A 14,432-nucleotide genomic window follows, 5' to 3' on the forward strand; every position below is an offset into this window, starting at 1 on the left:
GAGAACCGAAGCTTTAGATTCTCGTCTTGACGTGTTTTCTTAACGCGACCCGGTATCCACTTCGCTCGAAAACGCTTTATGCAGGCCAAGCGACTTGTAGGGTGGGCAAAGCCAACGGGGCGCGCGTTCGCGCGACCCGTTGGCTTTGCCCGCCCTACAGACTGGAGCTTTCCCAAAAAGGTGATCGCCAGAGCTTCGCATTGACGGGAGGCCCGCCTATATCAGCCCCTGCTTGTATTATGCCTGTCATTCAAAGCCGGGGAATCCAGTATGGCTAGCCCATCCATTCTCGAACCGACGGCCGCGCAAGGCAGCGCGCTGATCGCGGGCGTCGGCGCGTCCCAGGGGGTGGGTGCGGCGATCGCTCGCCGGTTCGCCGCAGGCGGATACCCGGTCGCAATCGCGGGCCGCAATGCCGAGAAGCTCGCGGCGACCGCCGCGGAACTCGCGGCCGCCGGCGCCAAGATCGCCCATGTCGTCGGTGATGTCTCCAAGCCCGCCGATGTCGCGCGCTTCGTCGCGGCGGCGCAAAAGCTCGCGCCGCTTGCGATGGCGGTGCACAATGCCGGCTCGAACCGGTGGGCGCCCTTCCTGAAGGTGAGCGAGGAACAGTTCGAGTCACATTGGCGCGAGCATGCGCTCGGCGGTTTTCACCTGGCGCAGGCGGCAATCCCAGCGCTGCTGTCGCGTGGCGGCGGCACGCTGGTGTTCACGGGAGCGAGCGGCTCGCTGCGCGGCAAGGCCCATTTCGCGCCCTTTGCCGCCGCCAAGGCCGCGCTACGCGCGATGGCGCAGAGCATTGCGCGGGAATTCGGACCTCAGGGCATCCATGTCGGCCATGTCGTGATCGATGGCGGCATCGAGGGCGATCGGCTCCTGACTTTTCTCCCACAATTGAAAGAGGAGCGCGGTCCGGACGGCCTGCTCAACATCGCCGCCATCGCCGAGGCCTATTGGGTGCTCCACCATCAGCACCGCAGCGCCTGGACCCACGAGCTTGACCTCCGTCCCTGGGCGGAGTCGTTTTAGCAAATTGTAGGGCGGGCAAAGCGCCGTAGTTCGGGTGAAGCGCCAGCGTAACCCGGGGCCGGCCGACAACGCATGCAGACGCCCCGGGTTACGCTGGCGCTTCACCCGGGCTACGCGCACAAAACGTCTACGTCATGCTGCCCGGCATGAAGCAGCGGATCGTGATTCCCGTGGTGCCCTTCATCGGCCAGACCATGGTCCGGCCGGCGCGGTTCGGCTCGGTGATCACGGCTTCATCGGGCACCATGATCCATTGTCCCTCCAGACGGACCCGGTAGTGCCCGTCCTTCGATTCCCAATCCGGATCGGCCACCGCGACGCCGTCGGCATCCGAGCAGCAAGGCCCGAGCCTGCTCTTCAGGCTGTCGAACCAGGGTTTGAGTGGCGAGTTGGAATAGCGTCCATCATCGCGGGCCATCAGGGTTCCCGTTGGGACGACGAGGAGAATTGTCAGGACCGAAGTCCAAACCAAATTTGTGCGAGCCATGTCCGTGCCGTGACGCCAGACCCCAACTCTGACAAACCGGGAACCCCGGATGAAGTTCCATGCATGGACCCGATTGGGACACGCCGTCCACAGGATCGGATAGAGCTGGATGATTATTCTTCGAAACGTCATCCCGCTCCATCTTTTTGTTCGAGCATGATCTTTTTCGGAAAACCGGTACCCACTTTTCCGGATCATGCTCTGGTCAGCGCCGGACCGCACACCCTTCGAGGAACAGGGTCGCGCAGGCCTCAGCGCGGCGCTCGAGTTCGACACGATCGGGCGGCGCCTGACGACCGAACAATACGGCACGCTGCGGCGCGAAGACGATCATGCCAAGCAGCATGCCGGCCGCCGTTTCCGGATCAATCTCCCGAAGCGCGATCAGGCCGCGCTCGTGTTGCGTCCGCAACCAATTTGCCAGCGTGGTCACCGTTCGCCGCATCGCACTCTTGTAGAAGGTCTCCGCGATATCGGGGAATTTATCGCTGTCGGCGAGGACCAGGCGCTGCAGCGCAATCACCTCGCCATCCAGGATAAGTTCGGCGCAGGCAAGACAAGCCTCGCGTAGCGCACCTCTGATGTTGCTGCCGTCGCAGGCGCGGAGCCGTACGCCCGAAATGAACCGGTCCATCCGGTCCGCGACCATCCCCTCGAACAGGGCCTCTTTGCCGGAAACCAGCCGGTAGAGCGTCTTCGTCGAGACGCCGGCGCGGCGCGCCACGTCATCCATGCTGGTCGCCGCGAAGCCGCTGGCGGCAAATTCGCGCCGCGCGGCCTCGTAGATCACCGTCCGCGTCTCATCATCGGAGCGCAGCGGCGGCCTGCCCCGGCTGCGGCGCTCGGGTGCCGCACCGCCTTTGTCCGCTCTGCCCTGCTTTGTCGTGACCGTCATGCCACTGAGCCATGCTTTAATATGACGCCTGTCATTCCATTGACAGACACAATATGGCGCCTATTTTGGAAAACATCAAGTTTCCTAATTAGCCCGCGCCATCCGATGGAAATTATCCAGTTCTGGCAAGGGGATAGAAAGTCAGGAGGGCCGTCATGAACCAGCATTCCGCGTCCTTGGAGATCGAGCGCCCGCTATCCGCCGCCGAAGTGCAGCGGTTCGCGCCGGCGCCGGAGGCGGTCGTCCCCGCCCCCGTTGCCTCGGCATCGATCAAGGGCAAGCTACGGCGGATCGCTCTTACCGGCCTTGCCATCGCCGCGCTGTCCGGCGCGGCCTGGTATGGCTGGGACTACTGGACCGTCGGTCGCTTCCTCGTCTCCACCGACGACGCTTATGTCAAAGCCGACAACACCACGATCGCGCCGAAGGTCTCGGGCTATCTCAGCGCGGTGCTGGTCGGCGACAATGAGCGTGTGAAGGCCGGCCAGGTGCTGGCGCGGATCGACGAGCGCGATTTCAAGGTGGCGCTGAATCAGGCCAAGGCCGATGTCGAGGCCGCGCGGGCCGCCGTCGCCAGCAAGCATGCGCAACTCGATGTCCAGCAGGCGGTGATCGAGGCCGCGAAGGCGACGCTCGACGTCGACACCGCGACGCAGACCTTCGCCGCGCAGGAGAACAAGCGCTACACCGACCTCGCCACCACAGGCTATGGCAGCGTGCAGAACGCGCAACAGGCGCAATCGCGCCACGCCAGCGCGCAAGCCGCGGTTCAGCGCGACATCGCCAACCTCGCTTCCGCGCGAAAGCAAGTCGAACTGCTGAAGGCGGAGATCACGCAAGCGGTGGCGGCGACCGCGCGCGCCGAGGCGATCGAACAGCAGGCCGAGCTGAACCTTGGCTACACCACGATCACAGCGCCGATCGACGGCGTGGTCGGCAACCGCACGCTGCGCGTCGGCCAGTTCGTGCAGGCCGGCACGCAACTGATGTCGCTGGTGCCGGCGACCGGCGCCTATGTGGTGGCGAACTTCAAGGAGACCCAGCTCACCGACGTCCGCAAGGGACAGAAGGCGGACATCTCCGTCGACATGTTCCCGGGCCAGCTCGTGCACGGCCACGTCGATTCACTCGCGCCCGCCAGCGGCCAGGAGTTCGCGCTGCTGCCGCCTGACAACGCCACCGGCAATTTCACCAAGGTGGTGCAGCGCATCCCCGTGAAGATCGTGCTCGACTCCACGCCCGTCGAATTGCGTCCGGGCATGTCGGTGATCCCGACGATCGACACGCAGTCGCATGGCGACGCCATCCAGCAGCCGGTCGCAACGCCGAAGCCCGCTAGTTCGATTGCCCAGAGGTGATGCCATGTCGGACCTCACACTATCGGCCACAGCACCCCTGCCGCGTGCGGCCATCAATCCGGACCGGGCCAGCGCCACGGTATGGATCTCCGTGCTCGCCGCCATGATCGGCGCCTTCATGGCGATCCTCAACATCCAGATCACCAACGCCTCGCTGCTCAACATCGAGGGCGGCATCGGCACCGGCGTCGACAACGGCTCCTGGATCTCGACGTCGTACCTGATCGGCGAGATCGTGGTGATCCCGCTGACCGACTATCTCAGCCGCGTGTTCTCGTTCCGCAACATCATGATCGTTCACGCTACGCTGTTCGCGGCGTTCTCGGTGGCTTGTGCCTTCACTCATGACCTGCCGTCGATGATCGCGATGCGGGCGTTGCAGGGCTTTTTCGGCGGCGTCCTGATCCCGATGGCGTTCACGCTGGTGTTTACCAAGCTGCCCAAGGCGCAGCAGCCGATTGGCCTTGCGATGTTTTCGATCGCCGTGACCTTTGCGCCGGCGATCGGACCGACCATCGGCGGCTATCTCACCGAGAACTATGGTTGGCAGACCATCTTTTTCGTCAACGTGGTGCCGACCGCGGTCATGGTGACCATGCTCTATTTCACGCTGGAGCGGCAGCCGATGCAGTTCGGCCTGCTGCACGAGGGCGACTGGTTCGGGATCGCGACCATGGCGATCGGCCTCTCCGCGCTGCAGACGGTGCTGGAGGAAGGCAACAAGGACGACTGGTTCGGCTCGCCCTTCATCGTGAAGCTTGCGATTGTCGCCGCGGTGAGCCTGACGCTGTTCGTGATCATCGAACTCGTGGTGGAGAAGCCGCTGATCCGGCTGCGGCTGCTCGCGCAGCGCAGCTTCGGCTTCGGCACGATCTCAGCGGTGTTCGTCGGCTTTGCGCTGTTCGGCTCGGTCTATCTGCTGCCGGCCTATCTCGGCCAGGTGCAGCTCTACAACGCCGAGCAGATCGGCCAGGTGCTGGCGTGGACCGGACTGCCCCAGCTCATCCTGATCCCGCTGGTGCCGAAACTGATGCAGCGCTTCGATGCCCGCTACATTGCCGCCGTCGGGATGGCGCTGTTCGCGGCAAGCTGCTTCATGAACACGCAGATGTCGCTCAACTATGCCGGCGACCAGCTCTTCGTTCCCAATATCATCCGCGCCATCGGCCAGGCCCTGATGCTGGCGCCGCTCAGCGCCGTGAGCCTCGGCAGCGTCGCGCCGCAGGACGCGGCGGCGGCCTCCGGCATTTCCAACATGATGCGCAATCTCGGCGGCGCGATCGGCACTGCGCTGCTTGCGACCATCGCCACCAAGCGCGAGCAGTTCCACTCCAACATCATCGGCCAGTCGGTCGACCTCGCACGCGAGGAGGTGCGCCAGCGCATCGCCGAGATGACGAACTACTTCATGGCCCACGGCATGAGCGATCCGGCAGCCGCGCGACACCAGGCGATCATCGCGCTCGGCAACGCCGTCAAACGCCAGGCGCTGGTGATGGGATATAGCGATACATTCGCCGTGCTGGGCTTCGTGCTCGTGCTCGCGGGCATCGCGATCCTCCTGACCGGCAAGCCGAAGGGCGGCGCCGCAACAGGTGGCGCGCATTGAAAGATTGCTGTGCCGCCTCTCCCGCTTGCGGGAGAGGTGAACTCCCGTGCGGTCAGTATGCCGTTCGATTGTCGGGGCGGCGCCGCCGCTCGATCAGCGCCCGTGCGGCGCGCTCCGCGGCGCGGGCCGAGCCGAAATGGCCGCCCTCGAGACTGTCGAAGGCGCGCTCGGAGGAGAAGAACCTGAAGCCACGCTCGTCACTCACGACGATGCCGGCGGTCCGGTTGGAAACTTCGATGACATAGGCTTTGGACATGCGTGCTCATTCGCCGCTGCTGCGGCGCTCCCGTCTGATGCATGGTTGAGGTCGGTAATTAGGCGGGAATCAGCAACAGGCTCCGGTCGCCGCCGAGACGCAGCGACGGGTCATGCGCTTGCGCATATCGCCCACCACTTTCCTGTCTCTTGCTCTCATGCGGCAACCCCGAGCAGCACAACCTGCTACATCGAATATCCGGCGAAAGCCCGTGTTGGTCAATGAAATGGCTGTCCAAATTTGCGGCCGTGACGCCGCTGCTCTTCCATGCGCAGGACCGGAAACGAGCAGAACGGTCTCGTCGGCAGACCGGATCGCAACGTCATCGGTCCCCGCCAGGAGAGCAAGAGCGGAAACCAAGCGTTTCGGCGCATGGCCTTGCCAGCCACTGGCCAGTCACTATGTCGCAGTGAAGCCAACTGCCTGCCCGTCCGGGCCGGCCCTCCCCTTTTCTAAAGATTGGAAGCTCGCGGCGCGCTGCGCCAGGCCGTGCCAAACCGGAATATGACAATGACCACATCGCTGGAATTTGGGCTCGATACCTTTGGCGACGTCACCCGTGATGCCGCCGGCGCACCGCTGTCGCATGCGCAGGTGATCCGCAATGTCATTGACGAGGCGGTCCTGGCCGACGAGCTCGGGATCGATTTCATCGGCCTTGGCGAGCACCATCGCGCTGATTTCGCGATCTCCGCGCCCGAAGTGGTGCTGGCGGCGATCGCGGCGCGCACCAGGCGAATCCGGCTCGGCTCCGCCGTGACGGTGCTGAGCTCGGATGATCCGATCCGCGTCTTCCAGCGCTTCGCGACCGTCGATGCGGCCTCGAACGGCCGCGCCGAGGTGATCCTTGGCCGCGGCTCGTTCACCGAGTCCTTTCCCCTGTTCGGCTTCGATCTCAACCAGTACGAGGCACTGTTCGAGGAGAAGCTCGACCTGTTCGTCGAATTGTTGAAGCAGGAGCCGGTGACCTGGCAGGGCAAGCTGCGCGCCCCGCTGAACAACCAGCTCGTGTTTCCACCGATCGAGCATGGCCGGCTGAAAACCTGGATCGGCGTCGGCGGCAGCCCGGAGTCCGTTGTGCGCGCCGCGCGTTACGACCTGCCGCTGATGCTCGCGATCATCGGCGGCGATCCCAAGCGGTTCGCGCCCTATGTCGAACTCTACCACCGCGCCTTCAAGCAGCTCGGCCGCCCGGTCAAGCCGATCGGGGTGCATTCGCCGGGCTATGTCGCCGACAGCGATGAGCAGGCGCGCGAGGAGCTGTTCGCCGACTACAAGGCCATGCGCGACCGCATCGGCAGGGAACGCGGCTGGCCGCCGATGGGCCGCGACGAGTTCGTGCGCGAGGCCGACCACGGATCGCTTTATGTCGGTTCGCCGGAGACGGTCGCACGCAAGATCGCCGCCACCGTCAAGGCGCTCGGCATCGCGCGCTTCCAGCTCAAATACTCGGCCGGCCCGTTGCCGCACGAAAGGCTGATGCGCAGCATCGAGCTCTACGGTCGCAAGGTGGTGCCGCTGGTCCGCGATATGGTGGCTTAAAGCGGGATGATTATTCTTCGAATCATCATCCCGCTCTATCTTTTTGTTTGAGCATGATCTTCTCGGAAAACCGGTATCCACTTTTCCGGATCATGCTCTAGGGATTAAGACTTGGCATAAGGCTGCCGCCGCGGGCCGATCGGACGCCGTAGCCGCGACGACAGCGATGGCGAGCCCGTGCCCGCGTCCGTGGGTTCGGGACGCGACGCACGCAATGAGCGGACCTGCGGTTTTGCTTCCGGCTCCCTGCGTGCCGCGCAATTGCTGAGCGCAGCCGCGACTTCCGAAGTGACAAGCGGCCAATGCACGACGTCGCTGATGCCGGCGGCCACCAAAGTGTCGGCGCCGATCTCCTCGGTCGATCTCGCCGCCAGCACGATCGGAAGATGTGGCGCCGCCGCATGCAGCGCCGCCGCCGCTTCCAGCGACGCCGCCGCCGATCCGAAATAGCCGACGATCGCCGCATCGAACCGGTCGGGCTTGGCGCTGCATGCGGCGCACGCCGCGGCAGCCGTGCCGAATCCAACCGGCTCGTAGCCGATCGCCGCCAGCGTTTCCTCGTCCCGCAGCAATCGCGCCTGATCGCTGGTGACCATCATCACGGTCTCGCCTTTTCCCACCGGTAGCATCGCCGGCTTGATGTCCGAGATCGGCGCGGCCATCGCCACGCAAGGCAGCCAGACCTCGAAGCGGCTGCCCTTGCCGGGAACGCTCTGCACGTTCATGGCCCCGCCATGCTCATGTACGATCTCGCGCACCGTCGCCAGCCCTAATCCGTTTCCCGAGGAACGGGTGGTGAAGAACGGCTCGAAGATCCGCGCCAGTGTCGCATCGTCCATGCCGCGGCCGGTATCCGTGACCACGATACAGACATAGCGGCCCGGCTGAAGCGTGTCGTGACTGAGCGAACGAAGCTCGGTGATTTCGCGGATATCCATCGCTATTTCGACACGGCCGTGATCGCCGATCGCCTGCGCGGCGTTGTTGCAGAGATTGAGGATCACCTGCTGCAACTGCGCAGGCTCGCCGGACACAATGGCGGTCGCCAGCGGCTCGCGGATCGCGAGATCGACGTTGCCGGGCAGCGAGACATTCAGCAGCGAAACCGCTTCCGTCACAAGGCTATGCGCGCTGAGCGGCCTGCGCCGCGCGTCGCGGTGCCGTCCGAACAGCAGGATCTGCTCGACCAGGTCGCGCGCCCGCTCTGCCCCGCGGCGGATCGCACGGAGATTCTGCGCGAAGCGGTTGTTCTGGCCGAGCTGTTCCTCGATCACTTCGGAATGGCCGAGGATCCCGCCCAGGATGTTGTTGAAGTTATGGGCGATGCCGCTGGTGAACGTACCGATCCGCTCCATGCGGCGGGCCTGCTGTAGGCGCTCCTCGAGGCGCCATCGTTCCCGTTCCATCGCGTGCCGCCCAACGGCGTACATGATGATATCGAGCGCCATGCGCAAAAGACTGAGTTCGACGGTATCCGTGACCCGGCAGGGGCGACCGATCGTATCGAACCCCAGCGCAACGCTGGTGCCCTCCTGGTCGACGCCCGTCACGCAGGCCCATGCACCGAGGCCAACATCCATCAACGCCCTTCTGTCTGCGCCGACCGGCAACGCATTGACGTTTGGGATGTGGACCACGCCATCCACGGTGGGCGCGAACCGAGCCGCAAGTGCCGGCGCGCCTTCCGGCCAGCCGGGTGGAAAGTCCCTGCCCGCCCTCGACCAGCCGTACAGCCGGGGGGTCGCCCCGGACCACACCACATAGGTACGGTCGCAGCCGGTGCACAACATCAAGTCGGCGAGTGCCCGTTCGATCTCGCCATCCAGGTTCTCCGGCAGCACGTCGATGAAGCGCATCGAAATGCCCGCGATCACGTGCTCAAACGTGGCGCGGCGTTCAAGCGCCCTGGCATGCGAACGCACGCGAAGGCCGAGGTGCACCAGGAACGCGACAAGGACCAGCGATGTCACGTAGAGCAGCCAGCGAAACTCCCGCGCCGTGGTTCTCGACTCGTTTTGCCGCACAAGGAGCAGGTTGCGGAGCTGATCCTGCTCGAACCTCGGCTGGATCGCCCGCATCTCCTTCAGCACGCCATCGACCGCGGGCAGCAGGCCCTGGAGCAGCCGTCCATGCGCCAGCAATGGGCCGATGACATCGCCGTCGAACGGGCGTGCCTGATCAGCGAGGCTGTCCAGTCGATCCTTGACCTCGCGCACCGCGCTGTCCGACGTGTCGAGGGTGAGCTGCAGCATCGCCGCCGCGGCGGCGCTGATCGAAGGCCCGAGATCGGCCGCCGTCGCGTGAAGGCTGAAGCGTTCGAAGAACGTCAGCGAATTGTGCAGGAGCGCATTGTCGCTCTTGAATCGTTCGACGAGTTCCTCCTGCCGCGCAAGCGACGCCTCGAGGAGGCCCACCGCCTCGCTCGTATCGGCATCGATCGCCGCTGACTGTCGCAAACGGTCGAGCGATTTGTGCAGCGCATTGATCTCACGGACCAGCGGATCGTAATTGCGCAAGGTGCCGGCACGTGCGGTGAAGACGTCGCGATAGAGCGAGCTGTCCAGCGCCGCAAAACGATCAAGCTCGGCGAGCGCGCGATCGAACTGCTCGGCCTCCGGATTGATCGCGCGCAGCGACAGCCAGGTCAGCAGCAGGACGAGCGCGAATACGATCGCCAGGGCGCGAAGCGGCGTCACGGCGGCGTTCCCTTGACGGGTATGCCACGATAGTTTCCGGTCAGCGTCTGCAGGAACGCGACGAGCGCGGTTACCTGGTCATCCGTCAAGCTGCGGTCGAGCTGCGCTGCCGCCATCTTGCGCACCGCCTCCTCGAGCGTGGCCGCGCTGCCGTCATGAAAATAGGGCGCCGTCGTCGCCACATTGCGCAGGCTCGGCACGCGGACGACATCGGGCTTCGCGTGGACCAGCGGACGGAATATGCCCTGGCGCTGGAACAGATTGCCGCCGACATTGACTCCCTGGTGGCAGGAGATGCAGCCAAACGACTTGAATATCTCGTAACCGCCGAGCTCCGCGGCCGACAATGCGGACGTATCTCCGGCAAGCCAGCGATCAAAACGGCTTCCCGGCGTAATCAGCGATTTCTCAAAGGTCGCCAATGCGTCGAGGACGCACGCGCGGTCCGGCGCGCGGCCATAGGCGGCGCGAAATTGCCGTACGATGTTGGGATCGGCATTCAGCCTGGCGACGACGTCCTCCAGGCTGGTGGCCATATTGGCCGGATTCTCCAGGGACGATTCGGCCTGCGACTCGAGCGTGCGGTAATTGCCTTCCCAGTTCAGGCGGAAGCTGAGCGCCGCGTTGAAGATCGTCAATGTATCAAATGGAGCATTTGAACCGTCATGTCTCACCCTCGCGGAATCGCGGCTGGCGCCATTGGTATTGATGTCATGGCAAGAGGAGCACGCCAGCTTCCCGTCTTTCGACAGACGGGTGTCCGCAAACAACCGCTCTCCGAGGGCAAGCTTGAGCGGATCGGTCGCGGTAGGCTCTGGAATGGGCGTGATCGGTTCCTGATCGGCGATGGGAATTGGGCGCGAGGCGGGAGCGGTCGGAATGGTTTGCGTAGCTGCACCGGTGGCGATCAGCAGGAGCGCTGCGCAAGCCCATGGCGGCCAGCGGCGCGCGCGCAGCATTTCCGGCATGGCGGACGCCTGCGCAGCCGCAAGATTCGCTCGGCTTCGCCGATATCCGGCCAGCGACCACAACCGCATCATTGCCGACGATTCCCGCGGCTTTCCAGATATGCGATGTTGCTATTCTCGGCGTCGCCGCGGCTCTCGAGGCTTCGCAACTCGATGACGGCAGGCGGATGGTGGCCGCGCAGCTCGTCGGGCTCCAGCACGTAAGGATACATACCTTGCGCATAGGCGGCGCAGCCCTCCAACACCTGGGCAACCGTCCAGGACATCACCGAGAGAATGACGCTGTGGAATGCAACGTCGCTGCAGACGGCGAACGTCCCGACGACTTTCAGCATCAGCCTTGAGGGCCACCACAAGGCATCAGTCGCGGACGGCCTCTCGCTGGCGGGACCTGCGTGCGTCGTCACCGCGCGCATCGGATACCGGCGGACGGCGCTCGTGCGCCGGTCGGCCCGCCATCGGCTGGCGGGCAGTCTCTTCCTGTCCAATTTCATTGACATCTCCCGAGGATTTTTCACCCTCGAGAGATTGCCGCTTGCATGTTGCGACAGCATTCCAGCCCCGGAATTAAGGGCTACCATTGTAATGGAACCCGCTGCGCCTGCGGCCCTGACTGTGAGACGCGTCGAAGCAGGACTTGCGACCATCCGCCGCACGGCGCAATTGGCCATCGTCAGAGCCGCTCGACCGACAGCGCGAACACATAGCCGACGCCGCGCTCGGTCAGGATGACCTTCGGTGTGCTCGGATCGCCTTCCAGCTTTCGGCGCAGACGCAACACCTGCACGTCGATGCTGCGGTCGAAGACATCCTCATGCACGCGGGTGGCCTGCAAAAGCTGCTCGCGCGAGAGCGGCCGTTGCGGCGCGTCTAGGAAGGCAACCAGCAGCGCGTATTCGCCCTTCGTCAGCGCGACCTGCGTGCCGCTCGGATCGGAAAGACGCCGGCTGCGCCGATCGAGTTGCCAGCCGCCGAATCGATAACGGCCTTTCTCCGGATCGCGCGGCGCGGTCTGTCCGGTTTCGCGCCGGCGCAGCACCGCGCGGATCCGCGCCAAGAGCTCCCTCAGGCCAAATGGCTTCGTGATGTAATCGTCGGCGCCGAGCTCCAGGCCGACCACGCGATCGATCTCGTCGCGGCGATGGCCGGTAGTGATGATCACGGGCACGTCGGAGTGTGAACGGATTTCGCGCAACAGATCGAGACCGTCTTCCTGGCCAAGCCGCAGGTCGAGGATGACGAGATTAGGTTCGCGCGTAACCAAGAGGCCAGTGACCTCGTCCCGCCCCGACGCGGACAGCGCACGAATGTCGTGCTCCTCGAGATAGTTCATCACGAGGTGTCGCATGGTGCGATCGTCCTCAACCACGAGGCAGGTCGGCTGGCCGCGCTCCGCACTCGGGTTCTGATCGGACCGCACGTTCGGATCGGATCCGTTTCCGCCGGCTCCGTTTGCTTCACTACGTTCGGGCCGACCATTACGGTTAGCCGCGGCAATTGCGGCATTCAAATTCATTTGCGTCACTCCCGACGCCCCCTGGCCGCGGGGTATAGAGCACAGTATTGCACGCTACAGCACACATTTCAGCGAGCGCATCCGGCATCAAATATCGTTGAACGCGTCGGTGCCGACGCGGTCCTTCACGATGTTGTGGCCGCATTGAACCGGAGCATGATTCGGCGACACTCAGCGCATCGACGCTCTTCGGGCCGTTCTATCTTACAGTCTTAGAATCGTTCAAATCGGCCAAGCCCCATGGTGTGGTTCGCTCCGATTGAGCGAAGCATGTTTCTCTGAAGCCCAGCTTTCCGCTGTCCCACAACTCGAACGGTCCGCGGGCGATTGCGTCGTTCGTCGACGAGCGTTTTAGCCAAAATGCTTCCGCACGAAATCACCGCTCGAATTTTCCAATGACCGTATAATTGACTGTTGCGGCCCGGGCACCCGTCAGGTCTTCATGAAAACCTCGCCGGCAATCGAGCATTCGTGAGCGCCACCCTGGCTTGCCGTTTGAATCCGCTTCCTCCTCTCCCTACATGAACGTTTCGGCTCTCTCCAAGAGTAAGCCCCGGTGCCTTGTTTTCGAGGCTTCGGGAGGCTCGGCCGCGCCGTGAAAATGTCGTGAGCACCTTCGGATCCTCGATTGATCGGTGGTGGCGCACGTGATTGCAGCGACCATCGAGCAGGCGACCTCGCGGGCATCGGCGCTCGCCGAGGCTTCTCTAGGAACGTGGTGATCGCGGTGCACCGTGCGCTTCCGCCTTTGCACCTCTCAGCAGCCGGCCTCCACTGCCATAGTGCGACCTCGGCGCTTCGACCGCATGTGACAGGCTTAGGGGACATTGGGTTTGACGGGGATGCTGAGACGTGTCGGCAGCGCAAACGGTGCGATCAATACCAAAACCGGCAGCGACGTCGACGCCCTGATCGGTACATACAGCGGCAGGCTGATGCCCCGCGATCACCTGCAGACCTTCCAGAACTTCGGCACCACCTTCGACACCCGGATCATTCGCGCCGGCGCACCGGTGCGGTCGTTGATCCATGCCCGTACGACGCTGCCGGAATTCCCCATCATCTCGGGCGGCGTGACCTACGACATCTACGACTATGTCGCGCGCAACCGCATCGCCGGCCTGCTGGTGATGCAGAACGATGAGGTGCTGCTCGAGCATTACGATCTCGGCATCGGTGCAGGCACCAAATGGCTGTCGATGTCGGTCGCGAAATCCGTCAGCACCACGCTGGTCGGCGCCGCGATCCAGGACGGCTACATCGCCGGCGTCGAAGATCCCGTCACCAAATATCTGTCGGAACTCGCCGGCAGCGCCTATGAGGGCGTGACGATCAGGATGCTGATGCAGATGACTTCGGGCCTGCGCTGGGACGACACCCAGACCAATCCAGCCTCCGAGCGGCGTCACATGCTCGAGCTGCAGATCGCCCAGCAACCCGGCGCGATCATGCGCTATATGGCGGAGCGCCCGCGCGTCGCCGCGCCCGGCACGGTCTGGACCTACAGCACCGGGGACACCCATGTGGTCGGCGCGTTGGTGCGTGCCGCCACCGGCAGGTGGCTCAGCGACTATCTCTCCGAAAAGATCTGGTCGAAACTCGGCATGGAAGCCGACGGCGCATGGTGGCTGGAATCGAGGGATGGCCTCGAAATCGCCGGCAGCGGCCTGTTCGCGACCATGCGCGACTATGCGCGCTTCGGCCGCTTCATCCTCGATGACGGCGTCATCGACGGCGTGCGCGTGCTGCCGGAAGGCTGGGTGCGCGAAGCCGGTGCATCACGGCAGATCGGCGGCCAGCGCGTCGACTACGGATACATGTGGTGGCCGACGCCGGCGATCGATGGCTCGCTTGCGGACGGCGCGTTCAGTGCGCGCGGCATCTTCGGCCAGTTCATTTACATCAATCCGAAGCACCGCATCATCTGCGTGGTGCTGAGCGCGCGGCCCAAACCGACCGGTTCCGCCACCGTGCTCGACAATGATTTCTGGAATGCGATGGTCCAGGCCCTGCGCTAGCAGCCTGATGGGTTGATTGGATCAGAACCGGGCTCCAGCTTTTTTCGATGCGTTTTCT

General features: G+C 64.1%; 12 protein-coding genes. 5 read left to right on the forward strand and 7 right to left on the reverse strand.

The window, feature by feature from the left end:
• Positions 1 to 270 precede the first annotated feature (270 nt).
• On the forward strand, positions 271 to 1,029 hold the full coding sequence (locus tag OZ411_RS33135) for an SDR family NAD(P)-dependent oxidoreductase (protein ID WP_282531306.1): 759 nt from the start codon (positions 271 to 273) through the stop codon (positions 1,027 to 1,029).
• Between the two features lie 127 nt (positions 1,030 to 1,156).
• Here the strand turns inward: OZ411_RS33135 and OZ411_RS33140 are convergent, their stop codons facing one another.
• Entirely contained in the window at positions 1,157 to 1,516 is a 360-nt protein-coding gene (locus OZ411_RS33140; protein ID WP_130583876.1) for a hypothetical protein, read from the reverse strand.
• A 205-nt stretch (positions 1,517 to 1,721) separates the two neighbouring features.
• On the reverse strand, positions 1,722 to 2,411 hold the full coding sequence (locus tag OZ411_RS33145; protein ID WP_282531307.1) for a TetR/AcrR family transcriptional regulator: 690 nt from the start codon (positions 2,409 to 2,411) through the stop codon (positions 1,722 to 1,724).
• A 155-nt stretch (positions 2,412 to 2,566) separates the two neighbouring features.
• Here OZ411_RS33145 and OZ411_RS33150 point away from each other — a divergent pair, with 155 nt between their 5' ends.
• Complete coding sequence (locus OZ411_RS33150) at positions 2,567 to 3,769, forward strand: HlyD family secretion protein (protein WP_282531308.1); 1,203 nt, start codon at positions 2,567 to 2,569, stop codon at positions 3,767 to 3,769.
• A gap of 4 nt (positions 3,770 to 3,773) precedes the next feature.
• On the forward strand, positions 3,774 to 5,378 hold the full coding sequence (locus tag OZ411_RS33155; protein WP_282531309.1) for a DHA2 family efflux MFS transporter permease subunit: 1,605 nt from the start codon (positions 3,774 to 3,776) through the stop codon (positions 5,376 to 5,378).
• 52 nt (positions 5,379 to 5,430) lie between these two features.
• Here OZ411_RS33155 and OZ411_RS33160 read toward each other — a convergent pair whose 3' ends face one another.
• Positions 5,431 to 5,634: a hypothetical protein gene (locus tag OZ411_RS33160; RefSeq protein WP_282531310.1), complete on the reverse strand. Its 204-nt coding sequence runs from the start codon at positions 5,632 to 5,634 to the stop codon at positions 5,431 to 5,433.
• Positions 5,635 to 6,144: 510 nt separating this feature from the next.
• Here OZ411_RS33160 and OZ411_RS33165 point away from each other — a divergent pair.
• Positions 6,145 to 7,176 carry an LLM class flavin-dependent oxidoreductase gene (locus OZ411_RS33165; protein ID WP_130577978.1) on the forward strand — a complete coding sequence of 344 codons (1,032 nt, stop codon included), beginning with the start codon at positions 6,145 to 6,147 and terminating at the stop codon, positions 7,174 to 7,176.
• A gap of 104 nt (positions 7,177 to 7,280) precedes the next feature.
• Here OZ411_RS33165 and OZ411_RS33170 read toward each other — a convergent pair whose 3' ends face one another.
• The 4 genes from OZ411_RS33170 to OZ411_RS33185 form a co-directional block, all read right to left on the reverse strand.
• Positions 7,281 to 9,872, reverse strand: a complete 2,592-nt coding sequence (locus OZ411_RS33170; protein WP_282531311.1) for a two-component system VirA-like sensor kinase — start codon at positions 9,870 to 9,872, stop codon at positions 7,281 to 7,283.
• Positions 9,869 to 10,840 carry a cytochrome c peroxidase gene (locus OZ411_RS33175; protein WP_130577980.1) on the reverse strand — a complete coding sequence of 324 codons (972 nt, stop codon included), beginning with the start codon at positions 10,838 to 10,840 and terminating at the stop codon, positions 9,869 to 9,871. Before OZ411_RS33175 ends, OZ411_RS33170 begins: the two co-directional genes overlap by 4 nt.
• Before the next feature lie 68 nt (positions 10,841 to 10,908).
• Complete coding sequence (locus tag OZ411_RS33180; protein ID WP_130577981.1) at positions 10,909 to 11,334, reverse strand: hypothetical protein; 426 nt, start codon at positions 11,332 to 11,334, stop codon at positions 10,909 to 10,911.
• 179 nt (positions 11,335 to 11,513) lie between these two features.
• Positions 11,514 to 12,260: a response regulator gene (locus tag OZ411_RS33185; protein WP_282531312.1), complete on the reverse strand. Its 747-nt coding sequence runs from the start codon at positions 12,258 to 12,260 to the stop codon at positions 11,514 to 11,516.
• A 938-nt stretch (positions 12,261 to 13,198) separates the two neighbouring features.
• Between OZ411_RS33185 and OZ411_RS33190 the strand changes: the two genes are divergently transcribed.
• Positions 13,199 to 14,374, forward strand: coding sequence for a serine hydrolase (locus OZ411_RS33190; protein ID WP_282531313.1), 1,176 nt, complete (start codon positions 13,199 to 13,201; stop codon positions 14,372 to 14,374).
• Positions 14,375 to 14,432: the final 58 nt, after the last annotated feature.

Origin of the sequence: Bradyrhizobium sp. Arg237L (assembly GCF_029990105.1) — a bacterium.
GTDB lineage: Bacteria > Pseudomonadota > Alphaproteobacteria > Rhizobiales > Xanthobacteraceae > Bradyrhizobium.